Consider the following 25282-nt stretch of genomic DNA (forward strand, 5'->3'; position numbering starts at 1 on the left):
AGGTAGCTAGTAGCCCTTCCAAAAATTCCTTACTCAACGGTCAAAGACAGAAATATCTATAACAATGTTTACAAAAACATTATTATAGCGACCATAGAGCTTTTTTAAGCCTCTTTTCGCATATATCTTCTTTGAAAGATACTCTTTTTGTAAAAGGCAGATCATAAAGCTGTTTATTTGATAAACCTATAAACAGCTTTGCTTTTTATTGATTAGTTTTGTGTTTCAACGATAAATTAGAGCATTTCGGTGGCATTATTATTCAACGAGGGACGTCCGGTAGTTAGACTAAGAGCATTTCGTGCTATCGACGATCCCAAAACCTGCGAACGTTTTATAGAAGGGCATGCCCATGTCTTGACAGCAATAGGTGTCAAGAAAGTTACTTCATCCAAAAATGACTGGATGTATAATCCGGCATCATTCGTCCTTATTGTAGAATCACTTGACGGTGAGAAGGTGTATGGAGGAGTTCGGATACATGCTGCTGGAGGGAGCGAGCCTCTACCGATAGAACAGGCTACAGGTGCTATGGATGCACGTATCTACGATTTAGTATACGAATACGCTCTTCATGGTACCGGAGAAGGTTGTGGTCTATGGAACTCCCGTGAGATCGCAGGTTATGGCATCGGCAGTATCTTCCTCACAAGGGCGGGAGCGGCAATCAGTACACAGATCGGGATCAAATCACTGTTTGCACTATGCGCTCCATATACGGTAAAACTAGCTGAGAGTGTCGGCTATCGGATAGATACCAGCGTTGGTAACAATGGTACTTTCTACTATCCCAAATTGGATTTATTGGCAACTGTTATGATCATGAGAAATCTGGATACGCTAACCGAAGCCGATCAAGAAAACAAGGAAGCGATATTTTCGCTCCGAAACAATTCCAATATTGTCCGGATAGAAACCTTGCGAAATAAAGAGATTGAAATTCACTATCAAATAGATATTCCTAATCTAGATCGTTGGGATCTTGACGAAGTCATAAAAAATTTGCAACACACATCGGCAGATCTCAAAGTAGATCATCGTAATCTAAATATTTTGTAATGGATACTAAACACTATGGTGCCAGTTATTTACAAGACACCGGAGACTTTCTCAAGCAACTAAAAATACATTCTTATAGCCCTTTCAACATAATCAAAGAAGGGCGTGTTGCCGATCTTGGCTGCGGTACAGGAATGGACGCTGTTAACCTTGCAAATGTGTTAGGGGGCAATGTACAAGTCATTGGCGTTGACCATGATGCTGTGTTGATCGATCATGCCAAGTCAGGCAGCAAGGGCGTCAGTAACGTCAATTTTGTACAGGGTGAGGTATATCAACTCGGTTTCGAGAATGAGAGCGTTTCAGGCGTACGGATGGAACGTCTTGTTCAGCATCTGATCGCTCCACAAAACATGTTTCAGGAGGTTTATCGCGTATTGCGCAAAAATCAACCATTGGTCATTGTGGAGACAATTTGGAATAGCCTGACTTTTTATACGCAACATGTGGATATAGAGGCTAAAATATGTCATTACTTGACAGAAGATAAAGTCAATAACGGTTGGGCAGGCAACAAGCTGACAGCTGATCTCCTTGCAAATGGATTTCAACAGGTTCAACTGCAAACATTCAATATGGTAACACGCTCTAGGGAAGAAGCCAACCGTTATTTATTTCTGGACAAAATACTGTTGGAAATGTTTGAAAAGGGCAAATTAAATCAAGTCGAATACGACAATTTTCAACAAACACTGGACCAATTGGATGAATCAGGCTGCTTTTTAGTCTCTATGAATTTAGTAATCGCTCAAGCAAAAAAATAGTATCCTAAAGATGAAGTGCTGGTTTTTCCTGATCTGTATTTTTATTCTCGCATACCTGCCATCACGCGGCCAGCTTACTATCGATCAATCTGGGCAACGGTTGCTAATTGGTCATATGCTCGAGCGCTATACAGGCCCCGAAACCACAGATTTTTCAACAGTTTCATCATCATCGGCCTTTCAACCGCTGAACAGTGAAGTGCCTAACCTAGGGACATCGCCCAATGCCATTTGGTTGCGCTTACCTGTTAAAAATAATACCAAACAAGATTTAGATCTTCTTCTGGAAATTGCCTATCCATTGCTGGATGAGATTGAATTATATAGTCCTAATGAAAATGGCACATATCAATCCATTAAACTGGGAGAACATCAGAATTTTTCGATTAGAAAATATAAAGTTCCCAATTATGTATTTGACATTCATCTGCACTGTCACTCGGAAAAGACCTTTTTTCTCCGCATTAAAAGTATCGAGCAGATTATATTACCGATCTACTTAAGTAGCGAACGTAAATTCATGGCGCAGATGAATAGCGACAGCCTCCTCAGTGGTATTTATATTGGTATCGTATTCATTATGGCGATATACAATCTTTTTCTGTTTTTTTCTGTTCGGGACAAGGGCTACCTCTATTATGTCCTATATGTTGTGTGTGCCGGAATCACCCAAATGGGTATCAAAGGCTATAGTTTTCAATATTTATGGCCGAACTGGCCTTATTTTGCCACCAAAGGTCCGATTATTTTCGGCTGTTTGTCTGGACTTAGCGCCCTTCTTTTCGCAGGTTCATTTCTCCAATTAGAGAAGAATGCTCCTCGATCAAAACGGATAATCACAATCTTTATCGTATTATTTGCCCTTGGTACCATCCTCGCATTGTTCAATCTGACACAGCCCGCATTTTTTGTTATGCAAGTGACCACTGGTATAGGCTCATTATTTGTCCTTTATCTATCCTACCGCATCATGATCAGCGGGTATAGCCCGGCGAAATACTTTGTCTATGGCTGGACAGTCTTATTATTGGGATCTGTAGTATTTTTATTAAAAGACTATGGGATATTAGACTACAACAACTTTACGAGCAATTCAGTACAAATTGCCTCAGTTATCGAAATGGCTTTACTTTCATTTGGTCTGGCATACAGTATCAATATACTTAAACAGGAAAAAGAAGAGTCTCAAAAACGAGAATTGGCTATCTCTCTGGAAAATGAGCAACTTATCCGTGAGCAGAATACGATGTTAGAACAAAAGGTAGATGAACGGACACATGAACTAAAAGAATCCAATGCATCGCTGCAAACAACATTGGCACATCTGAAAGAAGCTCAGTCACAGCTTGTCGAAGCCGAAAAAATGGCTTCTTTAGGGCAATTGACTGCAGGAGTAGCCCATGAAATCAATAACCCTATCAACTTTGTCACTTCAAATGTCGCCCCACTAAAGCGCGACATCAAGATGATCTGGGAAACACTGGACGAAGTCGAGCGTATTGCATTTACTACGGGCCTTTCCGATAGTGAAAAACAGTCACAGATCAAAAAATTTAAAGATGATTTGGATATTGGGTACCTGAAGACCGAAGTCGATTATCTATTGAAAGGAATGGACGAAGGAGCTCATCGAACAGCAGAAATTGTAAAAAGTTTACGTATCTTTTCTCGTGTCGACGAAGACACCTTAAAATTTGCGGATATCAATGAAGGTCTAACGTCCACCATGATAATACTTAACAGCTTAATAAACAATTCGATCGAAGTAGAAAAACATCTTGGAAATCTACCAAAGATCGAATGTCATGCCGGAAAATTGAATCAGGTATTTCTTAATATTATCACTAACGCGGTGTATGCCATAGGCAAAAAATTCGGTGGTAACACTGGTGGGAAACTAAGTATTGAAACTGGGCTTACAGCTGATCAATCTGCTATTTTTGTTAAAATAGCAGACAACGGTATCGGCATCCCTGAAAACATTCGAGACCGAATTTTTGAACCCTTTTTCACGACGAAAGATGTAGGTGAAGGAACAGGACTAGGCATGTCTATTGCCTATAATACCATTGCAAAACATCATGGTAAGATTATTGTAGAATCAGAAATAGGAGAGGGAACAGCTTTTACATTACACATTCCCGTGCAACAAACAAATTGATGCCAAAGTAAACCCAATGAATTCGATAAATTATCATTAATTTCGTTCATTTTTGGAAGATAAACCAGATTATAAAAATTATGCAGACGGAGATTGAAATATTATATATTGATGATGAAGCAAATAACTTGGTTGGTTTTAAAGCAAATTTTAGATACGACTATGTCATTCATACCGCATCAAATACCACCGAAGCCGAAAAAATACTTCTTTCCAACCCGGATATCCGTGTGATCTTTTGTGATCAGCGTATGCCAGGGGAATTGGGAATAGATTTTCTCCACCGCATCAAAAAAGACTATCCTAAGCCAATCCGTATTCTATTGACCGCCTATGCAGACATGGATACGGTTATAGATGCGATCAATAAAGGGCATATATTTCGGTTCGTTCGCAAACCCTGGATGGGTGAAGAAATTATCTCTGCGATCGAAGAGGCGAATAAATTTTATGTCGCAAATTCACTATTGGAGACAAAGAACCAAGAATTGCAGAAAGCATACGATGAGCTCGATAAGTTTGCCTATAGCGTGAGTCATGATTTACGAGATCCCTTAACTGGTGTACTCTCTGCGGTAAAACTAGGATTAGAATTTAACAATATAGACCGCATCCACGAATTGCTTACCTTGATGGATAGTTCATTGGTCAGCCTGGACGCCTACATCGATAGTCTACGGGACTATTACCTCCTGCGAAGAGGAGAACTTATGTTATCTAAGATTGATTTTGATGAGCTTTTTGGCAATGTTAGACAATTCTATAAAATGTACACACAAAATAAGGATGTAACATTTGATATCCATGTGGAGCAGAAAGAGCCATTTCATTGTGATAAAGCCATACTGGAATTAATCTTGCACAACCTGCTATCCAATGCTTTTAAATATCAGCAAAAAGAGCAGACGAATCCATTTGTCAAATTATCTGTTGATGTATCTGACAAACATGCTACTATTGTCGTGAGTGATAATGGTATTGGAATTTCTCCCGAACATATCGGTGATATTTTCAAGTTATTCTTTAGAGGTAGTGATCAGGCCAAAGGCATGGGATTTGGCTTATATAATGTACAGAACGCCCTACTTAAGCTTCAGGGGTCAATCGATGTGCAATCGCCACCAAATATGGGCACAACATTTACGGTTAGGATACCGAGCAAATAAGATCTGCTATCCTAAAAAATCAGCTTTTAGGATAGCAACTTCTGACGTAGCATAAATTCCAATTGATCATTAGAGGCTTCCAGCTGCGCATTCGTTTCAATTATTTTTTGCCGTTCAGTATACACTTCATAAGCACGTTGAATTGTTTGATCGAGCTCTTTTTCACTCCAGGGTTTATTGAGGTAATGAAAGATCTTTCCTTTATTGACGGCCTCGACCACTGCTGCCATATCAGCATACCCTGTTAAAAGGATGCGCATTGGAGCTGCATCAATTTTTATGATTTCTTCCAAAAACTCCACGCCTGTCATTTCAGGCATTCGCTGGTCAGTGATAATGATATCAATAGGGTTGTTTTTGACAAGTTCTATTGCTTCGGCGCCACTTATAGCCGTAAACACCTCATATTTAAACCGGAATGTCGCTTTAAAGGAAAATAGATTATTCTCCTCATCGTCAACATACAATATCGAAATCTTCTTATTTTTCATAAGCTTGTTGCCTCCGGCACAAATTTACGGAATAAATCTTCTGAATTAAGTAACAGACATGTAGTTTTTATGGGAGTAGCTCTTTTGTCAACAGCTTCCTGTTTTTAATTTTTAGCCGTAATCGTTAGGTTTTTAAAGCCCCCATCCGATGTATGTCCTGTCCAAAATCCCACTTTTCCATCGGATTTTCCATGTAAGGATTGAACCTCAAGTACTGGGGTAATATCCGAATTAAAATAAATTTTGATCGTTTGTCCGATTACAAGGAGCTTTACATGAAACCAATCGTTCGGGTCCACCACAGATGTTATAGGCGCTTCGTATTTATCAGGGAACTGCTTTCTCAGATAGGGCCAATCATTTTTTGGTAGCGCGATATACTGCACCGCATGTTTTTTCCTTATCGGATCCTTTGCATAAAAATTAAATGGCCGGAAATATACGGCTTCATAAGTTGTATCATTAACTCCGTGAAATGCTATCCCCACAAAACTCTGTTGCAACAGGTCTTTTCCTCTGACATCGAATTCGATATAACCATTTTTAAAAGAACTATCTTTTATCCATGCGATACCAGCATTGGGCCGACCATTAATATGGACTACAGGTGTTCCTGTACTGTCCTTTTCTACGGTCACGGTCCTGTTGACCGGATATAAATTATCCAAAGATAAGTTTGTTTTTATGGACTCCTGTCCTGATACTATAGACAGCAAAGAAAAGAGTAAACACAAGCAGGATGTAATTTTAAATTTAATCATTATGTTAAAAGATTTGATGTTTATATTAGGCATTGCAAAATATACTTTGATAAAGATAGTTCCCAATGGATATATCCTGAATTCATAACTTGTTCAAATCTGTGCAAGTTTAATCGTGATTAAATATGACTGAAAATCAACACCATATCAACAAATGCAAAGAGCTCATCGAAGAAAAAGTCATGTGGGGAAGTAGCTCAGGTTGGCAATCACAGGATTTTGATAACCTGAGTGAATTGATTTATAAGGAAACCAATGTTGTCCTAAGTACAAGCACCCTCAAAAGAATCTGGGGAAAGGTACAATACAATAGCAATCCCAATTTAAGCACATTAGATGCTTTAGCCAAATTTTCGGGATTCTCTAATTGGCGCTCGCTGACATCTTCCATCCCCATCGCTGATCAAAACAATAAAGAGGAGCTCAAGAGAAGACCTCATGCTAAAATAGTATATGCCTGTCTTATCCTGTTAATCTTAACAGGATTTCTGATAGGGGTCAATAAATTTCAAGGAAAATCAACGAATGAATTATCCTATCGTAAAATCAGCTTTAGTAGTAAACCTGTGACGACAGGGGTACCTAATACTGTCATATTCGAGTACGATGCAAGCCATTCCAATGCAGACAGTGTCTTTATTCAACAAAACTGGGATTCAAAAAGAAGGATAAAAGTCGATAAAAACCGTCATGAACACGCCAGTACCTATTACCGTCCGGGATATTACCGGGCAAAATTGGTCCTCAATGACTCTATTGTTAAAGAGCATGATATTTTTATAGAATCCGAAGATTGGATGGGCTTCATAACGAAGGAACCTATCCCAATGTATCTCCCCAAGGAAATGATTGATCATGGAGACTGGAAGGGGCTGAAACAACAGGATATACCACAAAACATTGGAAACTATAATTCCGAGATACCAGAATTTGTATTAACACAGGTTTCCAAGAGATGGAATATCGACAGTAAAAATTTCACTCTATCCCTGGCCATTCAGAATACATATCGACAACTTAATGCTCCTTGCCAACAAAGCGGAATAACACTCTTAGGAACGGATGGAATAATTATGATTCCACTTTCCAAACCGGGCTGTGTCGGCGAACTCCAATTGTGGGTTGGAGAACAATTATTGGACGGTACCTCCAACAATCTATCTGCTTTTGGAGTAGACTTATCTTCACTTGTATCAGTCAAATGCGTATCTAAATCGGGAAAAATTAAGATAGAACTGAATGACAAACTCGCATATCAGGGATTATTTCCTACTGGAATCGGGAAGATTGTTGGTGTCCGAGTTTCCTTTCAGGGGTCTGGGCTTATCAAATCATTTGATATCCGTGATACAGCTATATTACCCCATTAGAGCTTAACCAAATATTCTTTATTTAAGATGACGGTTGCAAGTGAATTGCACTTCTTGTCTTGATTCTATTGGATCTTATGGAACGAAAAAGCCGTCCTACTTACATAAAACGGCTTTTCTGAAAGTGACCCCGCTGAGGCTCGAACTCAGGACCCACAGATTAAGAGTCTGTTGCTCTACCAACTGAGCTACGAAGTCATTCGATAAGTCAAATGTAAGATTCACCAAAGAGAAAGTCAAGTATAAAATAAATTTTTTATTCTTTGCCTTTCATTTTTTGCGCCATTGCTTCGATCGCCTTGGATGTGCGTTCATACATCGGTTCTACAAATTCATATAACATCTGATAACTGTCAAAAACCTGCTCCGCAAAGTCTAAATTCGACATATATGTACCAGATATTTCCTGCTAAGCTTCCAAAAAAGCCTGCTGATCATCATCTACAGAAACAATATTGACGGGTTTAAAATTTTCGTAAACAGATGGAGGTAGAAATCGGCATACACTAATATTTATTCATCGTGGGAATGTCCACATACTTCATAGGGGCAGCTATCTTTCCCATAATCATCGGCCTAACCTCCATCTCAATCGTTTTTTTTATAGCTGTTTTAGCTCCCTTTTTCAATGGGATGATGACAGTTCGATAACCGATCATTTCTGCCCGAAGTTCCTGATTCTTGTTCAGAAGCGATTGTGGCACCCAGAGTTCAAAATTACCTTTTTCATCAGCTTGCGTATGGTAATTCCCGATCGTCACATTGGTACCCATCATGCTGTCCCCACCAGAAGCGCAGACAATTTTTCCAGCAATCTTTACTTTACTGCTATCCTGATTTGATGATACTTGCCTGTTGTTACCTCGAAGGTTTGAATTTATTTTTTTTCCATTAGATTTACTTGTTCCTTTTGATTGCATCACAGCCACTTCTCCCGTTGTGAAGGCCTTCTGAGTCTGTGCCTGCGCAGTATGGAAGCTCAATGAACCGATCAACATCAATCCTGCAGCAATACCACTCCATCGATTGCGCCATAGCGGATTTTTTGCAATGGAAACACTGGCATCCAGTTCACGAAGCAGCTGATCTTCATAAAATCGGCCACAAAGCCCTTTACTGGATTTTTTGATCTGATCTACAATTTCCTGATCGCTCATCTCCGAGAAATCAACGACTACCTTTTCACACTTGCCACAAAAGCGTCCCTGTTCCTTTGCTGTCATTTTACCCCAATCTGCTGTGCAGGATTCTTTTACTTGTAATATGATCTTTTCCATGTCTATGTCTTTATGTTTGGTAAGGGATGCACAAAAATTCAAGATTCCACAGGGGCGGAATAAAATAATTTTAAATAGCTGTAAAGAGAGAATAGGGGAATACAAGTAAAAATAAAAAACAGGCTGCATCCGGAAAAAGGTCGGACACAGCCTGTTCACAATATATATTACCGCTTTCAAATAAACTTTGGAAGCTATTTTTCGAAATCGCCTTTCGACATAGTCCTGCTACAGCTGGAGGGGATCCCACTCCAGGTTGTAGCCATTTATTCATGTTACCGCACTATTTAAGATCAGCTAAGATTTCCTTCACTGCACGCTCTAGCTGTGGATCTTTATTTTCCATACGGTCCTGCACTGTATTTTTCACAAAAATATCCGGTGCGACACCTGTCTGCTCCAGATCCTGACCGTCCAGAGTATAACATCCCCAGGAAGGTAAGCGGTAGAAAGAGCCATCGACCAATGCTTTACCTGAGGTAAAGATGATCCAGCGGTAGGTTTCATTACCGATAATTTTACCCAGTTTCAGGGCTTTGAACCCCGCTGCGGTCATCTCCGCATCACTCAGCGATTGCTCATTAATCAACAGCACGATCGGTTTGGATGCAGGTGCAAAATTACTTTGCGGCGCGCGCTTCCCTCCACGGTATTGCCATTGTAGGTAAGGGCGCTGCGACAAAAAGCGCAATACCTCATCATGCACATTTCCACCGGTATTATAACGTAAGTCTAAGATGATCCCTTGCTTGTTATTTTCCTGCTCGGCCATATCGATGAGAAAACGTTGCAATTCGCCTCCCGACATATTCTTCATGTGCGAATAGGCGATCTTATTGTCACTCAGTTTGTCCACACGGCTGCGGTTATCCTTGATCCATTCATCGTAAATCAATTCCCTAAAAGCTGTACTGGAAGTTGGTCGTACATTTGTTTGAACCTCTTTTCCATTACGGTTCAAAGTCAGCTGAATTTCCTCTTCTAATGATGGCCAGGTAAAATAGCTGTCCCGGTCTGCCGTAGTATTCAATTTAACACCATTGACTGCAACCAGCACATCGCCATCTTTGATATCCACCTCTTTCTTTGCAGCTGGTCCATTGGCCACAATGCGACTGATTTTATAAGGGTTTTGGCTATCATATTCCACGCCGATTTCGTTGGTAACAAAGCCGAATGGTTTACGCTCTTCAGCTCCCATTGAACTGAAGCCCAAGTGTGATGAGTTAAGCTCACCTAGCATATCATTCAGGAGAATACGCAAGTCATTCCGATCATTGATACCCGGCAGATATTTTTCGTATTTCTTTTTGGTTGCCGTCCAGTCTACCCCATGGAAATTGCTGTCATAAAAATTCTCTTCCAGATTGGCCCAGGTCTCATAAAACATCTGGTTAAACTCTTTCTCCAGATCCTTATTAAATTTATAGCTCATGGTTATTGCATCGAGCTTGTTTCCTTCCAGGCTATATTTCTGTATGACACCACGGTTAAGCACAAAGTACTTGCCTGCCGATTCCTGCACCAGCCCCATGCCACCTTCGATGACTTTTTCAGTTTTTGGGGCGGTGAATGGTTCATATACGGTACGGTAGGCGCTGAATTTGCCCTCATGGTCAGACCCATAGAAGACATAGGTCTTGTCTGCCTTTTGGATCACCAAAGGGCTATATTGTGTCCCAAATGCAGGGCTGACCTGCTCAATACGATCCCGCAAACCCTCAAGATCAAGCTGTACCAAGACCGTTTTCTTTGGTTCTGGACTAGGGGCTGCCCGTTTATTCTTATCCGCATTGGTCTTGCTCTTATCTTTGGCATCGTTTTCTTTTTTAGGCGCTGTCGGCTTATTTGCGACCGAATCTTTTTTTACTGTCGGCTGAGCAAATAATTCATCAAACTTTGTACTGCGATAAGGTTCGTCAAAATTGGTCAGCGCCATACGGAAGATGCTCGAATTTTGCATTCCGGTAGGGTAGGAGGGCTTTGTTCTATTACTTGCAAAATAAATATACTTACCGTCTGGCGACCAATAAGGGCTGGTCTCGGAGACACCGGTATTGGTCAGGTTGGTCGTTTGTCCACTTTTGAGGTTATGGACAAAGATGTCCTGCTCAAAATTACGCATTGCGGTAAATAACAAATAATTGCCGTCTGGAGAAAATGAGGGCGAAGAATTTTGGAATCCCCAGATTTCGTCTTTGACTACGGTCTGACTCTTGAGACTACCTAGATCCAATGTACGTACCTCATCACGGCCGCTTAGGTACACTGCTTTGGTACGGTCAGCATTAAAGGTAATGTCACGGTTGTTGCGAAGATCTTGGGTCAGCTGTTTCACTTCACCTTTTCCATCCGCAGTGCGGGAACACCAATTTTGATAGCCCTGGAATGTCTGGCTATAGAGTAAGGTTTTGCTATCCTTAAGCCATTTGACCTCCATGACGCGCTCTCCCTGTCCGGACATCTGACGGACAAACTTACCCTCGCTATCAGAAACAAAAAGCTCTCCTCGGGATACAAAAGCTATTTTTTTGCCATCTGGCGAGACATCGAAATTACTGATACTACCCGAAATATTGAATTCCTTTAGCTTGCCGAGGACCTGATTGCGGTTTAAAGCAATATTGGGTTGTACCGTTTTCTTTCCATTGACCTCATAAATATAGAGCTGATACCCCTTTTCAAATACAATCTTATCGCCATTTGCTGACACAAAGGGTCTTTTAATGGATTCAGGGAAACTTGTCAACGCTGTTTTGGCCTTACCGTTGAGCTGATACAGGTTGTATTCGCCGTTGTTTTCATCCGAAACGTAATATATCGTTCCTTTTTGGTCTATCGTAGGCCATAGGTCTTTTCCGACATAGTCAGTATATTGTTGAAAGGCTTTTGTTTTGGGATTATAGGAGCGGATATCTGGGTTGAATGCTCCTTTATAGCGCTTGCGGTTTGCCGAACTATATCCTTCCCAGCTATCGTTGAACAGGAGCTCTCCCGATGGTGTAGAAACGATCCCGCTGATATAATTGAAAAAATGTGGAAATAGGCGTGTTGCCGTACCACCATCTACTGAAACCTGGTAACCTCCCATACGATTATAACGTGTCGAAGTAAAATAGAGTGTTTTACTGTCCCAGCTCCAGCTATCCACTTCATCCGAAGCATCATGCGCGGTCAATTGACGGATGTCACCACCCGCTAAGGGCATGACATAGACATCCATATTCCCGTTTTGATTGGCCGAGAATGCTAACCATTTGCCATCTGGAGAGATTCGGGGATTGATCTCATTACCTTCCATACCGGTAAGCCGGACAGCAACCCCACCTTGGCTTGCTACTTTCCAAAGATCACCTTCATAACTGAATACCATCTCCTTCCCATCGGGCGTTAACGCGGGATGAGACAAGAATGTCGGTTGTTGCGCAACAACATAAGCAGTTCCACCATAGGCCAGAACTGCACTCAAAAGCAGTTTTTTTATCATTATATCTAGGAGGCTAATAATTGTTTGCCTTTAACAAAAATAGAATAGCTTATTGAAAAATCATGGAAGTATTGCGAATTTTACATTTTTATTGAATTTAACCCGATGTTAATAGGTCTTGTTTGAACATCTTCGTATATTTAATATAAAATAGGGGAGATGCCTTCAACATCTGGTATCTGACTATAGTCGCAATAAGCAAGGTCGAATCAGGCACAGGCAATACACAGAACACTGATAATAAGCCACTTAAATAAAACTAATTTATCTCAACAAATAAGCGAAGATAATTATCGCAACGTTCCTGCACAGAAAGCAAAGCAGAAGAAGATAATTAGCGTTAATTATAAAGACAATTATCGCCTTATTTTAATTACCGATTACACGCTCGCTCAGCTTAACGATCTTTTTTCTGTTGAGACTGGGTCGCCAAATTTCTTTATTGATCCTGTCGTAAAATGAAATACTTATCCGTAACTTTGCACGCTCAAATCAAATACTATGGACGCAACGTTAACTCTCTCAGAAGAAGAACTTTACAATAAGCGCAATCGCATACGGATTGCAGTATCACTTTTCTTTTTTTGTCAGGGTATCGCTTTTGCATCTTGGGCTAGTCGCATCCCTGTCATCAAGGAACGCCTCCATTTGAGCGAAGGACAACTGGGAACAATCCTATTGATGCTTCCTGTGGGACAACTGGTGACAATGGCTCTTTCCGGTAAGCTGGTTACAAAATATGGCAGCGCCAAAGTCCTGCGTATCGTACCGATTGCTTATGCATTAGTCCTCTGCTCCATCGCCTTTGCTCAAAATGCCTGGCAACTGGGGGCTATTCTATTTCTTTTTGGTGTCACAGGTAATATGTGCAATATTTCGGTCAATACTCAGGGAGTAGCTACAGAGCAGATCTATAAAAAGTCCATTATGACTTCTTTCCATGGTGCTTGGAGTATCGCAGGTTTTACAGGAGCACTCGTTGGACTGCTGACCATGAACCTTGGCCTGGATACGCTACCCCATTTCTTGATCATATTGGCTTTCGTCACTGCCAATACATTGATTAATCAGCGGTATCTGGTTCCGGGAAAATCGCCGCAGAAAGAAAAGCGGAGTTTCTTTTCCAAACCGGAGGGAAGCCTTTTGCAACTGGGCATCATTGGCTTTTTCAGTATGGCAACCGAAGGAGCCATGTTTGACTGGAGCGGGGTATACTTTAAGGAAATTGTACACGCTCCCGAAAAATTCGTTGTCGTGGGCTATGCCTCTTTTATGATCATGATGGCTATCGGCCGCTTTGTGGGTGATGGCGTGATTCGCAAACTGGGACGCAAAAGAACCTTACAATATAGTGGAATCTTGATGTTTGTGGGCATGATAACCTCGGTCGTTTTTCCTCAATTTATTGTATGCACCCTTGCTTTTATGCTTGTGGGGATCGGTGTCGCCTGTAATGTACCGTCTATCTATAGTATCGCTGGCCAAAACAAAAATGTCCCATCGGGCGTGGCATTGGCCATGGTTTCCAGCATTAGCTATCTTGGTTTTTTAATGGGGCCGCCGCTGATCGGTTATATCGCGGAGGTCTTTAGCCTTCGTTATTCTTACGGTGTATTCGCCTGCTTCGGTTTACTCATGGTTGGCATGGTTGGAAGGCTATCCCTATTTAAGGAAACGCAGTCCAATTAGCAGCGAATTCGCCCTACATGGGTATTTTTAGTACGTCCAGCTTTGTTTGACCACCGTTCCCGGCATATTTTCGTCCGCCTCGGCTTAGCCGTGTTTGCCATGGCTGGAAGATTATCGTTATTTAAGGAAAGGCAGCCAAATTCCTGCTTAACCATGTTCGCTATGGTCTTCGTTCTTGCTTTGAACTATTTCTGTTTATCATAACCGGAAGGACTGTTCCTATTAGTTTGGTTTGAGGGAATTTAAAGTTGGATACCGGACGTTTATTAAATGAAATCATCGGCATGAAAATAAAATAAATACAGGTAGCTCCCACACCCAATAGTGATCCAAACGCAACATCTTCAAGGAAATGCTGTCCCAAATAGATTCTGGAATAGCCTGTTAACGCTGCTAGAATAAAACAGAATAGGCCTATTCTTTTGTCTTTGGAAATGATGGCAACAGTAGCTGCCATAGCAAATGCAGAAGTTGTATGTCCCGAGGGAAATGAATTTGCGTAGGCGACAGGTAACCAGGAGACAACATGGAATGTTGGATCTCCTTTAAACATCGCTGCCGGGCGCTCCGCGTGAAATATACTTTTCAAAACACAGCAAACCAAGCCAGAAAAAACATAAGTTCCAAAAATACCCTTGGCGTAATTCCATTTCCTAAAAAAACAGCACAGAACCGCGAGCGCAATAATAAAGATCCCATCTCCAACGAATGTGTTCACCGTCATGAGGATATCCGCCCATAGGGCATGATGACTATTAATAAATTGAAATGATTCTTTTTTGGTTACCAAAAGCAGGAGAGTGATAATCAGTATCACCCATATACAAAAAGTAATAAAGAAGGCCGGACTTGTCTTATATATTCTTTTAAATTGATTCTGAATCACTTTTATCATTTCACAGGTTTTATCAAACAAATTTAGCTCCCGAATATTAGCAAGTCATTAATTTGTAATAAAATTTAAATTAACACAATTTTTACCAATCATGAAAATATTATGACAAAAGTCTTGAAATGTTACAGAATTAATGACATAATAAATTTATTGATGATCAACACTAAAAGATATATATCCTTTTTAATGTACAGCAATTAGATTTTATCTCAAAAAATTCAAATTGTATATTTTATTTTAAAAATGAACGGACTATACATCCGACAGAAGACTTATACAAAACAGCAAAGATGATTATGTATAAAAATAAAACAGGAGAAATACCTTTTATAGTATTTCTCCTGCAATTGAAAAATGACACCAATAATACCACTTCTTCTTATGTAGCCCCGAGCAGAATCGAACTGCTATCAAATGTTTAGGAAACATCTATTCTATCCGTTGAACTACGGGGCCTTTTCAAAAGCCAAACTTAGGTTTATTTTATAAATAAGTCAATAGCTACATGAAAATCCGCTATATATTTTTTGTAGTCCTCCATTATTAAGAAAAAAATAGCTCGATAATGATGCTCAACAACGCCTTAACTACAACTGCATAACAGTATACACCGGATAATGGAGACGGATTGCAATCGGTGCAATGTACTCATCTATTTGACAGGAAAGTTTAAAGTGAATTTTATAAAGGAAAAAATGTGGAGGGAGAAGGATTCGAACCTTCGAAGCCGAAGCAACGGATTTACAGTCCGTCCCATTTGACCGCTCTGGAACCCCTCCAGCATTGCGCTATTTTGAAATAGAACGTCGCAAAAGTAGGTTTTGCGCAGCACTTGTGCAACTATTTTGATGCATTAATCTGTAACTACCCCAGTATGAATTGTTTTATTTTTTCGAAACATCCCAAATCCCATATAAACACATCATCAGCGATATATTAATATAATAAAAACTTATTGTTATATTCTAGTCATAATAGATTTTGATGATAGTGTATTGGTAAAATCAATTCGCTTTTTGATCGGAGTTGCCTTATCTTTGTGTCAACAAAAAAAGAAAGATATATTATGAGTTTCACAGGTAAAAGTTTTCCAAGCATTACGGTAGATGCAATCGATTATTTAGGCGACAATTTGCAGATCAACATTTTCGAAAAAGCGGTTAAAGAAGGTAAAAAAGTAATTTTATTTTGGTACCCAAAAGATTTCACTTTTGTATGTCCTACAGAATTACATGCTTTCCAAGAGGCTGCTGCTGAATTTGAAAAACGTAACACAATCTTAATCGGTGCTTCTTGCGACACAAACGAAGTTCACTTTGCTTGGTTAAACACGGCAAAAGATAATGGCGGTATCGAGGGTGTTGAATATCCTATTTTAGCTGATACTAACCGCAACTTATCTAGCGTATTGGGTATCTTGGACGTTCAAGAAGTTGAACATCCTGAGTACGGTACATTAGCACAAGGATCTGCTGTTACTTACAGAGCTACTTATTTGATCGACGAAACTGGCCGTGTATTTCACGAGTCTGTAAACGATATGCCTTTGGGCCGTAACGTAAAAGAATATTTACGCTTGATCGACGCTTACGCTCACGTACAAAAATTTGGCGAAGTATGTCCTGCGAACTGGGAAGAAGGTAAAGATGCAATGAATGCAGACAGAAAAGGTGTAGCTGACTATTTAGCTAAACACTAACAATAAAAGACCCTAGGTCTTATCAACGGGGGTCTTTATCCCGGCTCCTGTTGATTTCTCCATCAATCACCTTAATAATAAAATCATGTTACAAGAATTAGAAAACGATAATTTACAAGAAATTGTAAACAATAACGATATTGTGATGGTTCAGTATGCTGCTACCTGGTGTGGTAATTGCAAAATCATGAAACCAAAATTCAAGAAATTGTCTGGCGAAAATGAGAGTGTTCCTTTTATCATCGCTGATGCAGAGAAATTCCCTGAATCACGCAAATTGGCGAACGTCAATAACCTACCTACATTTGCTGCATTTAAAAACGGTAAATTGGTGAATCAAGTACAAACAAATAAGTTGGACGCATTAGTAGAATTATTCAATGAAGCTGCCGGTAATTAAACATCTTACAGAATTCATCGAACAGAATGATGTCGACTATGTATTGGAGACCATCGAGACTTTGGAAGCTCTTACCGAAGCTCCATTGAAAGATGAGGAACTCGACGTTATCGGTGAATTAATTTCTAACCTATACGGAGCAGTAGAGGTTGATAAATTGATAAAAGAAGGCAATACAAAAAAAGATGCCTTAAATATGTTCATGAAACGTGTTTTAGGAGCAATCGACAAATAATCTTGTTTGATTAAACACCTTGAAGTGAAACTTTCTTTTCATATTTTTAGTTTTCCAAAAGCTAAATTGTTGACAAAATTTAGCAATGTGGAAAACTTATTGAAGGAATCTGACAGAACTAAATATTTTCTACATATATTTACTATGTTAAAGGTTGCCACTTGGAGCGAAGCGACAAAATAACTATTCTCTAAAAATTCGTTTCAGGAAAAAATATTTTAATTGTTAAACGGAAATTTCAACTTGGTTGGAATTTCCGTTTTTTGTTTTTGTACGTATTTAAAGTTAACTCCTTTATTTTCGCAGGGTTTCACCTACTTTATGGCGAACAATATACATTAAAATTACAATGTACAACGATGCTGTTTTGGATGAAATCTTTATCTTTAAGCATGCGAAAACCCTTTCTTTCCGTCATTATTCTATTGGCTAGTATGCTGTCAAAATCGACTGTACAAGCACAAAATCCGCAGTGGAATGCCGCTGAGATTAAGCTTAACCTAGAAAAACTGAATGTTTTAGGCTCTGTCCTGTACTTTGCAGCACATCCGGACGACGAAAACACCCGTCTGATCGCTTGGCTCGCCCAGGAGAAAAAATATAGAACGGGTTACTTATCCCTGACCCGTGGCGACGGGGGACAAAATCTTATCGGTACCGAACAGGGCATCGAACTGGGACTGATCCGTACGCAGGAACTTCTCGCCGCGCGAAAGATCGACAAAGGGGAACAATTTTTCTCCTCAGCCTATGATTTTGGATTTTCCAAAACGCCCGAAGAAACGTTTGCCTTCTGGGACAAACAACGGGTGCTCGCCGAGGCAGTATGGTTGATCCGCAAATTCAGACCTGATGTCATCATAACAAGGTTCCCCCCCGATGCCAGGGGCGGACATGGTCACCACCAGGCCTCAGCGATGTTGGCACATGAAGCTTTCAAAGCCGCAGCTGATCCCAAACAGTTTCCAGAGCAGCTTCAATACGTACAACCCTGGCAGGCGAAACGTCTCCTTTGGAATACATTTAATTTCGGGGGACAGGACAACACAAGCGAAGATCAGCTAAAGGTGGATATCGGAAACTATAATGCGCTGATAGGTGCTTCCTACGGTGAAATTGCTGCGCATAGCCGTTCCTCCCACAAAAGTCAAGGCTTCGGATCTGCCGCTCAACGTGGTTCATCCATCGAGTATTTTGAATATGTCGATGGTACTCCAGCAAAAGCGTCTCCACTGGAAGGAATAGATACTTCTTGGAAAAGGGTCGCAAATAGCGGAACAGTACAGTCACTGATCGCAAAAGTCAATCAGAACTACCAAATGGACAAACCTGAATCGGCTTTGCCCGATCTGATCCAGCTTTATAAAGCCCTGGATCAGATCAATGATGTGTACTGGAAAAACGAAAAGAAAAAGGAGGTAGAGAAATTAATCTTAGCCTGTGCTGGAATTTGGTTTGAAAGTATCGCAAAAAATCCTGAATATGCGATAGGTGATAAGATCAACGTCGACAACGCCATTATTGCAAGACGTCCAGATGTTATCGTACAATTGGCTAAGCTAAACGGCAAAGAGATCCATAAAAACCTTGTCAACAATCTTCTTTTAAAAGATGCTATTGCTGTTAGTTCAACAAATTCAACACAGCCTTATTGGCTAAATGAACCTCACGCCAAAGGAAAATTCAATGTCAGTGACTTCAATCTCACCGGTTATCCCGAAAACCCCAATAATCCAAAAGTACGCTTTGAATTATTGATCAATGGTACTGCAATCGCATTTGACCAGAATATACAATATAAATATACCGACCCCGTTCGTGGCGAAATCTATAATCCGATAGTTGTCCTTCCACAGCTCACAGCAAAGAGTTCAAGTCCATTGGCTTTGACTCAAAATGCCCAATCTGTCAAAGTAAACCTGTTGTTCCAAAAAAATGGACAGGATCCGGCACAATCATTTAATGTAAAGACTATTGGAGCAAAAGGCTGGGAAATATCTCCAGCTTCATTTGACCTCCAGTTTGCCTCTGGTGTCAGCAATCTCTCCAAAGAGATCACTATAAGCCCCTTAGATGCGACTGTTTCATCCATTGATACACTGCTTTTTCAAGTCAATCAAAAGGATAGACTAAAAGAGATAAAAACAATAGCTTATAACCATATTCCTGAGATTGTCTATTTCCCTGATGTTGCTATAAAAATGAGCAATATCAATCTAAGCAATGAGGTAAAAAAAGTAGCGTATATCCATGGCGCTGGAGATCTGATTCCGGAATCGCTTAGTGCAATTGGCATCAAAGTGGACGTGCTAACAAGCGAACAGCTATTAAAAAGTGATCTCTCAGGCTATGATGCAGTCATCTTAGGTGTGAGGATCTTTAATGTCAATAAAGATATCGCACAAATCCAAAATAGACTATTGGATTATGTCAATAACGGCGGAACTGTGGTCGAGCAATACAACGTAAGCAATGGCTTGGTTTCGAAAAATTTTGGCCCCTATGCTTTTAGTCTTGGAAGGAGTCGGGTTACCGATGAACTTGCCGATGTTCATTTTGACGAAAAAGATCCGGTTTTCAATTATCCCAATAAAATTACAAAAGCAGACTTTGACAATTGGGTACAGGAGAGGGGATTGTATTTCGCTGAAAATATCGACAAGAGATACCGTACACCAATCGCCATACAGGATCCCGGTGAGCCTTTGCATAAGGGTTCATTACTGATTACGGACTACGGGAAAGGAAAATTTGTCTATACATCGCTATCTTTTTTTAGACAATTACCTGCAGGAATTCCCGGAGCTTACAGATTATTTGTAAATTTGTTATCAAAATCAAAATAAAATATCACAATGGAAAATCAGATTAACAACAACTGCACAACGATAGATGCTGGCAAAGCAAAAGGGATCATCCTTTTAGTCGCTGTAGTATTTGGTGCATTAATTGGCTTCGCTGCAAATGAGACATTTTTAAGCATCATTGGCGGCGCGGTTATTGGATTGATTATCGCTGCGTTTTTTAACAGTGTTATCTATCCTCAAAAGCCTTCAGACAGATAAAATACAGGATGAATAGCTGGAAACGCTACTATTGGATGGTCGTTATCTGGCTATTTATATTTATCCTTTTTCTGTACTTTTTTACGAAACATTATTCATGAGTACAGTAGATTGGGCTGTTCTATTCCTAACACTTTTATCGATTGTCGCTTACGGCATCTATAAAAGTAGAGGGATCAAAAATATTGATGGTTATCTTTTGGGCAATCGTTCTTTGCCCTGGTACCATGTCGGACTTTCGGTAATGGCTACTCAAGCGAGCGCCATTACTTTTTTGTCTGCTCCCGGATTAGCGTATTCTTCGGGAATGAGTTTTGTACAGTTCTATTTTGGTCTCCCTTTGGCCATGATTGTACTCTGTATTACCTTTATCCCAATATTTCACAGACTTAAGGTTTTCACAGCCTACGAATTTCTTGAGAAACGTTTCGATGTCAAGACCAGGGGGCTCACAGCATTGCTTTTTTTAATCCAACGGGGTATTTCGACAGGTATTACCATATTTGCACCATCGCTCATCATCTCAACCATTCTCCATATTGATCTGACCTTAACAACACTGGTCATTGGAAGCTTTGTGGTTATCTACACCACCTACGGTGGTACAAAAGCGGTATCCCATACACAATTGCTCCAGATGAGCATAATATTTGGATCTCTGCTTATTGCAGGAATGCTTGTCATTCATCTTCTTCCAACAGACATCGGTCTTTCGAAAGCTCTTCATATCGCCGGTAAATCAGGTAAAACCAATGCACTGGACTTCACTTTTGACCTGAATAACAATTATACGTTGTGGACTGGCCTGATCGGAGGATTTTTCCTACAACTCTCTTATTTTGGTACAGACCAGAGCCAAGTAGGACGTTATCTAACCGGATCTTCCATAAGGGAAAGCAGAATGGGGCTAATTATGAATGGCCTTTTAAAGATCCCGATGCAATTTGCTATCCTGCTGATAGGTATCCTGGTATTTACATATTATCAATACCACCAACCTCCGATCTTCTTTAACCAGGTCGAAGTACAGAAGTTGAAAGAAAGTCCATATGCGGCTTCCTACCAAGAGCTTGAACAAAAACACAAACTGCTATTCCAACAACGTGAATCTCTCGTCAATGGCCTCAGTACAGCGCTGGATCAGGATAATAAGAGGAACATCGAGTCCTCCCGCTCAGCGTTGCATCAACTGAATGCCCAAATGCAGCAAGTAAAAGACAGCACACTTACACTTATCAAGAAAAACAATCCTGCAGCCGAGACAAACGACAATAACTATATTTTCCTTTCGTTTGTAACCAAAGCCTTTCCGAAAGGTCTGATCGGTTTGCTGATCGCCGTTATTTTTCTGGCATCTATGGGCTCTACCGCCAGTGCCATTAATTCATTGGCATCAACTACAACAATAGATATCTACAAACGCTTTATAAACCGCAACGCAACTGAAAAACAGGATCTTCTCTGGTCTCGTATATTTACCTTAGCCTGGGGCATCTTTACTGTTGTCATTGCGCTATATGCCAACAAGCTGGGCAATCTATTAGAAGCCGTGAATATCTTGGGGTCTTTATTCTATGGCACAATCCTAGGCATATTTATCGTTGCTTTCTATATGAAAAAAATTCAGGGAAAGGCTGTTTTCATCGCAGCGATCCTCTCTGAAATCTTTGTCGTTGGCATCTGGTACCTAGACAAAATTCCTTTTCTCTGGCTGAATCTCATTGGCTGTCTGGCTGTCATGATAATTGCATATTTTATACAGCTTTCGCTCAGAAATAATTCGGCTATCCCAAATACAAGCAATACGCAATAAAAACAATCTGGAAAAATAAAGAGGCTTACTCGCAATAAGATGCCTGATTACGAAGTTGTATTTAATTTGGAGTGGTCTTCTTAATCCCCACCAATATTAAAAAAAGTCCGGATTCGAAACGAACCCGGACTTTTCGATTTTATAGACCGAGATGCCAATATCCTATTTAGTATCATCTATCAAAGTTCGTATTTTGACAGCTTATTAGTATTTCTTGTAAATATTGTAAAGTACACTCTTATCATATATGGTCAGCTCGGGTGTTGTATCCCGTACAATAAATTTACGTTTAAATGCGATGATCGCAGCCTTTAGATTGGACGTGTCATATCCAATGATTTTAAGCGCATCAATAGCATTAAAACTATCAGGAGGGGTAATCAGTTGACCTTCATCATACCATACACCAAACCCTCTGTTTGCAAGCTTCTTCCATGGGAAGAAAACGCTGGGGTCATTTTTACGTGCTGGGGCGATGTCTGCATGACCGATAAAATTATTGTCAGGTATTAGATATCGTGATTTTAAAGTGTCTAAAACGGTCATCAACGAATTGATTTGGGCATCTGGGAAGGGCTCCCTGCCATTGTTGTCCAATTCAATTCCAATAGAACAAGAGTTCATATCCACAATGGATCCCCACTTAGCCACACCGGCGTGCCACGATCGTACATAATCATTCAACATCTGGATAATCTCACCATTTCGACCAATCACATAATGTGAACTTACCTTGGTGCGTGGAATCTGGAACGTTTTGATGGTCTGACCAACACTATCTTGTGCTGTATGGTGGATAATCACAAAATTTGGTTTACGAACATCATAGTGAATGGCTTCTGCTTGGCGCCAGTAGGGGTGAGCACCTGTCTTTTGTAAGAAGATGACCTTTCTCTCCTGGGGTGTCAATAGATTGGTATCGAGTTTGGCCACAACTTTTTCCTCCAGTACAACTGCCGGCGCAAAAGACGCTACCAATGGTTTGGCCACAGCAGCTTGTCCCTTGGACTTACAGCCCGCCAAAGACATAAAAACGGCAAGTATGATCCCAATTGACACTGGTCTAAACATTATTTTGGCAAACTATATACTATTCCCATAGCCAATGACTGGCTCAATTGTACTCTTGAAATAACATCCGGATCATAGATCATAATCCCGTTTAGATTGACGTTGATTACCCGAGTTACTTTCGCTGTTATTGTTACATCAAGACGATGCGTTGGATCTGAAATTTTCTCGTAATCAGCAAACAGATTATAACGAGCTTTCACATTCAGTTTATCTGTAAAATTCTTATCCAAGTTACCTGTTAGCTGAAATGCCAATGCATTTGAGAAGGAGCGATCTTCCTTCACACCAAACCGTTCTCCTGTACCCTTGCGCTTATTATTATCGCTCTCAGGCTGGCTCATATTTGGCAATAGATAATAACCATATTTATCGTAAAAGCCATCTACCGAACGTGGCTTTACGCGTTCATCCAAAATAAAGGTCTGCCGTGCGGTACCCGTACCAAAACGCAACGAAAACTCATTACTCGGCTTATACTCAAGACCGAAAGATTCGGTCAAATAAGCTGGCGCCATAAATGCATTTTCAATATAGTCTATTGTATCTTTACCATTTCTGGTTGTGTACTTGTATCCAGCATCAAATTGTGACTCAAAAGTAACCGATGTAAACAAAGCCCAGTTTGCCGACAATTTATAAGATAACTTGTTATCCCAAAATATACGGTCATTGTTCTTTTTCGCAATATTGTTATTATTCTTGATCTTACCATAACGGAGGTCAACTTCAGTCACAAAATTAAAGTTGTCCCGGGTATAGTCTGATTTGTGATTGGCATTGAGACCAACAGCAATAGATCCAACACCACCACCTTTCCAATTATCGTTAAAGGATGCCTGGTTTAAGTTGATCCCAAATTTGGTCCAATGCTTCCAGTAATCGACCTCAAGATTGAGCTTGGGTACCACCGGACGAATGGTTTTGATATTTAACGGTTGCTCTTTTTGGACAGAAATTACGGTATCTGGTTTTGCTCTAAGATCTTTCAGATCCTGTGCCTTTATGCTTGTAAAAGAAAGGCAAAGCAAAGCTATGCCGACAAAATTGAATAACTTCATTCTGAAAACGTCTATTTTTTGTTTACGGTACTAATTTATAATTAATTGTTGGAAAAGGATCAATAAAATATTGAGAAGGGTTTATTCGATAACGGGAATAGCAATCTTTGATGTAATTTGTTACTTCGTAATCGCTTGCTGCCAGAATGAAAAAATAGGAGGGTCTAAATATTCTCCTAAATCGCTCCGCCTCTTCAAAATTGAGCCCCGTGACCTTACTAATAAGTTCCTTCGTAAATTTATAATCAATTACATTTTCCTTATAATCGTTTTCTATGGTTTTAGTCAGTCTACGCGCCCTTTTAGCCTCCTTACTAAACAGGCTATAAATAGAGTTGATGCTCAGTCCCGCTCCAGTAGGCCCCACCGAAAATACATCACCATATCCTGCTAACCGGTAGGCTTTCTCATAATCTTCTTTGGCTTTTCTCAGAATTTCCTCAGGGTTCTTTCGTGCTGATACCTGCACCTCATCAATATAGATCGACTCCCGGATTAAATGAAACAATAATAATCCCTTATTGTCAACAGCAAGGGTATCTGAAAAATATTCCTTGCTCATTGCAACAATCTGATCACCTATCTGGGCAGAAAAGTCAAATTCACCTTTAATATTATTATAGAATACCTCTCCCGTCCTTAGATTGGCAAGTTTCACATTTCCGATACGTTGTTTGGTCTTTTTGTCAAATACGATCCCTTCAACTTTTTTTTCTTGACAAAAAAGCAGGGGGGTAATGCCTAGTATGGCTACAAACAGAAAAATATAGCGTATTAGTTTCACTTTCGTAAAACTACTATATCGCTGTACAAAACTG

At 40.1% G+C, this 25282-nt stretch carries 21 protein-coding genes and 3 tRNA genes; 12 read left to right on the forward strand and 12 right to left on the reverse strand.

All coding sequences use genetic code 11. The features are described 5' to 3' along the window. The first annotated feature begins 249 nt into the window (after positions 1-249). The 4 genes from LC454_RS19020 to LC454_RS19035 all read left to right on the forward strand — a co-directional run bounded on the left by LC454_RS19020 (position 250) and on the right by LC454_RS19035 (position 5150). Positions 250-1059: a hypothetical protein gene (locus LC454_RS19020; RefSeq protein WP_223584006.1), complete on the forward strand. Its 810-nt coding sequence runs from the start codon at positions 250-252 to the stop codon at positions 1057-1059. Then, positions 1059-1823 (forward strand): methyltransferase domain-containing protein, encoded by a 765-nt coding sequence (locus LC454_RS19025; RefSeq protein ID WP_223584007.1) that lies wholly within the window; start codon positions 1059-1061, stop codon positions 1821-1823. Before LC454_RS19020 ends, LC454_RS19025 begins: the two co-directional genes overlap by 1 nt. A gap of 10 nt (positions 1824-1833) precedes the next feature. Continuing rightward, on the forward strand, positions 1834-3984 hold the full coding sequence (locus LC454_RS19030) for a 7TM diverse intracellular signaling domain-containing protein (RefSeq protein ID WP_223584008.1): 2151 nt from the start codon (positions 1834-1836) through the stop codon (positions 3982-3984). Between the two features lie 80 nt (positions 3985-4064). Further along, a complete protein-coding gene (locus LC454_RS19035) occupies positions 4065-5150 on the forward strand; it encodes a hybrid sensor histidine kinase/response regulator (RefSeq protein WP_223584009.1) in 1086 nt (361 codons plus the stop codon). Positions 5151-5176: 26 nt separating this feature from the next. On the opposite strand, the gene LC454_RS19040 is transcribed toward LC454_RS19035, so the two are convergent. Together LC454_RS19040 and LC454_RS19045 are read right to left on the reverse strand one after the other, a co-directional pair. Next, entirely contained in the window at positions 5177-5641 is a 465-nt protein-coding gene (locus tag LC454_RS19040) for a response regulator (protein ID WP_223584010.1), read from the reverse strand. 104 nt (positions 5642-5745) lie between these two features. Further along, positions 5746-6309, reverse strand: coding sequence for a hypothetical protein (locus tag LC454_RS19045; RefSeq protein WP_223584011.1), 564 nt, complete (start codon positions 6307-6309; stop codon positions 5746-5748). Between the two features lie 218 nt (positions 6310-6527). Here LC454_RS19045 and LC454_RS19050 point away from each other — a divergent pair, with 218 nt between their 5' ends. Next, the gene (locus LC454_RS19050; RefSeq protein ID WP_223584012.1) at positions 6528-7772 is read left to right on the forward strand and encodes a hypothetical protein; all 1245 of its coding nucleotides are present in this window, start codon (positions 6528-6530) and stop codon (positions 7770-7772) included. Positions 7773-7897: 125 nt separating this feature from the next. Here LC454_RS19050 and LC454_RS19055 read toward each other — a convergent pair. The 4 genes from LC454_RS19055 to LC454_RS19065 all read right to left on the reverse strand — a co-directional run bounded on the left by LC454_RS19055 (position 7898) and on the right by LC454_RS19065 (position 12518). Continuing rightward, a tRNA-Lys gene (locus LC454_RS19055) sits at positions 7898-7970 on the reverse strand. A 58-nt stretch (positions 7971-8028) separates the two neighbouring features. Next, complete coding sequence (locus tag LC454_RS26460; RefSeq protein ID WP_262903109.1) at positions 8029-8160, reverse strand: hypothetical protein; 132 nt, start codon at positions 8158-8160, stop codon at positions 8029-8031. Between the two features lie 118 nt (positions 8161-8278). After that, positions 8279-9049, reverse strand: coding sequence for a hypothetical protein (locus tag LC454_RS19060; protein ID WP_223584013.1), 771 nt, complete (start codon positions 9047-9049; stop codon positions 8279-8281). 283 nt (positions 9050-9332) lie between these two features. Further along, positions 9333-12518 carry a S41 family peptidase gene (locus tag LC454_RS19065; protein WP_223584014.1) on the reverse strand — a complete coding sequence of 1062 codons (3186 nt, stop codon included), beginning with the start codon at positions 12516-12518 and terminating at the stop codon, positions 9333-9335. A 519-nt stretch (positions 12519-13037) separates the two neighbouring features. Between LC454_RS19065 and LC454_RS19070 the strand changes: the two genes are divergently transcribed. Continuing rightward, a complete protein-coding gene (locus LC454_RS19070; protein ID WP_223584015.1) occupies positions 13038-14225 on the forward strand; it encodes an MFS transporter in 1188 nt (395 codons plus the stop codon). Positions 14226-14385: 160 nt separating this feature from the next. On the opposite strand, the gene LC454_RS19075 is transcribed toward LC454_RS19070, so the two are convergent. The 3 genes from LC454_RS19075 to LC454_RS19085 form a co-directional block, all read right to left on the reverse strand. Beyond that, complete coding sequence (locus LC454_RS19075; RefSeq protein ID WP_223584016.1) at positions 14386-15120, reverse strand: phosphatase PAP2 family protein; 735 nt, start codon at positions 15118-15120, stop codon at positions 14386-14388. A 384-nt stretch (positions 15121-15504) separates the two neighbouring features. Beyond that, positions 15505-15576 (reverse strand) — tRNA-Arg (locus LC454_RS19080). A 242-nt stretch (positions 15577-15818) separates the two neighbouring features. After that, a tRNA-Tyr gene (locus tag LC454_RS19085) sits at positions 15819-15899 on the reverse strand. Between the two features lie 287 nt (positions 15900-16186). Here LC454_RS19085 and LC454_RS19090 point away from each other — a divergent pair. The 6 genes from LC454_RS19090 to LC454_RS19115 all read left to right on the forward strand — a co-directional run bounded on the left by LC454_RS19090 (position 16187) and on the right by LC454_RS19115 (position 22332). Then, a complete protein-coding gene (locus LC454_RS19090) occupies positions 16187-16819 on the forward strand; it encodes a peroxiredoxin (RefSeq protein WP_120261326.1) in 633 nt (210 codons plus the stop codon). Positions 16820-16904: 85 nt separating this feature from the next. After that, positions 16905-17219, forward strand: a complete 315-nt coding sequence (locus LC454_RS19095) for a thioredoxin family protein (protein WP_223584017.1) — start codon at positions 16905-16907, stop codon at positions 17217-17219. Further along, positions 17200-17454 carry a DUF6952 family protein gene (locus LC454_RS19100; protein WP_172392505.1) on the forward strand — a complete coding sequence of 85 codons (255 nt, stop codon included), beginning with the start codon at positions 17200-17202 and terminating at the stop codon, positions 17452-17454. The genes LC454_RS19095 and LC454_RS19100 overlap by 20 nt, the downstream gene beginning before the upstream one ends. Before the next feature lie 392 nt (positions 17455-17846). Beyond that, complete coding sequence (locus LC454_RS19105; RefSeq protein WP_223584018.1) at positions 17847-20300, forward strand: PIG-L family deacetylase; 2454 nt, start codon at positions 17847-17849, stop codon at positions 20298-20300. A gap of 9 nt (positions 20301-20309) precedes the next feature. After that, positions 20310-20519, forward strand: coding sequence for a hypothetical protein (locus LC454_RS19110; protein WP_223584019.1), 210 nt, complete (start codon positions 20310-20312; stop codon positions 20517-20519). A 97-nt stretch (positions 20520-20616) separates the two neighbouring features. Beyond that, on the forward strand, positions 20617-22332 hold the full coding sequence (locus LC454_RS19115; RefSeq protein ID WP_223584020.1) for a sodium:solute symporter: 1716 nt from the start codon (positions 20617-20619) through the stop codon (positions 22330-22332). Between the two features lie 204 nt (positions 22333-22536). On the opposite strand, the gene LC454_RS19120 is transcribed toward LC454_RS19115, so the two are convergent. The 3 genes from LC454_RS19120 to LC454_RS19130 are packed head-to-tail and all read right to left on the reverse strand — an operon-like array spanning position 22537 to position 25248. Continuing rightward, positions 22537-23403: an N-acetylmuramoyl-L-alanine amidase gene (locus LC454_RS19120; protein ID WP_223584021.1), complete on the reverse strand. Its 867-nt coding sequence runs from the start codon at positions 23401-23403 to the stop codon at positions 22537-22539. After that, positions 23403-24464, reverse strand: coding sequence for a DUF3078 domain-containing protein (locus LC454_RS19125; protein ID WP_223584022.1), 1062 nt, complete (start codon positions 24462-24464; stop codon positions 23403-23405). Before LC454_RS19125 ends, LC454_RS19120 begins: the two co-directional genes overlap by 1 nt. Positions 24465-24486: 22 nt before the next feature. After that, a complete protein-coding gene (locus LC454_RS19130; protein WP_223584023.1) occupies positions 24487-25248 on the reverse strand; it encodes a hypothetical protein in 762 nt (253 codons plus the stop codon). Between the last annotated feature and the right edge of the window lie 34 nt (positions 25249-25282).

This window comes from Sphingobacterium sp. GVS05A (assembly GCF_019969845.1).
Taxonomy (GTDB): domain Bacteria; phylum Bacteroidota; class Bacteroidia; order Sphingobacteriales; family Sphingobacteriaceae; genus Sphingobacterium.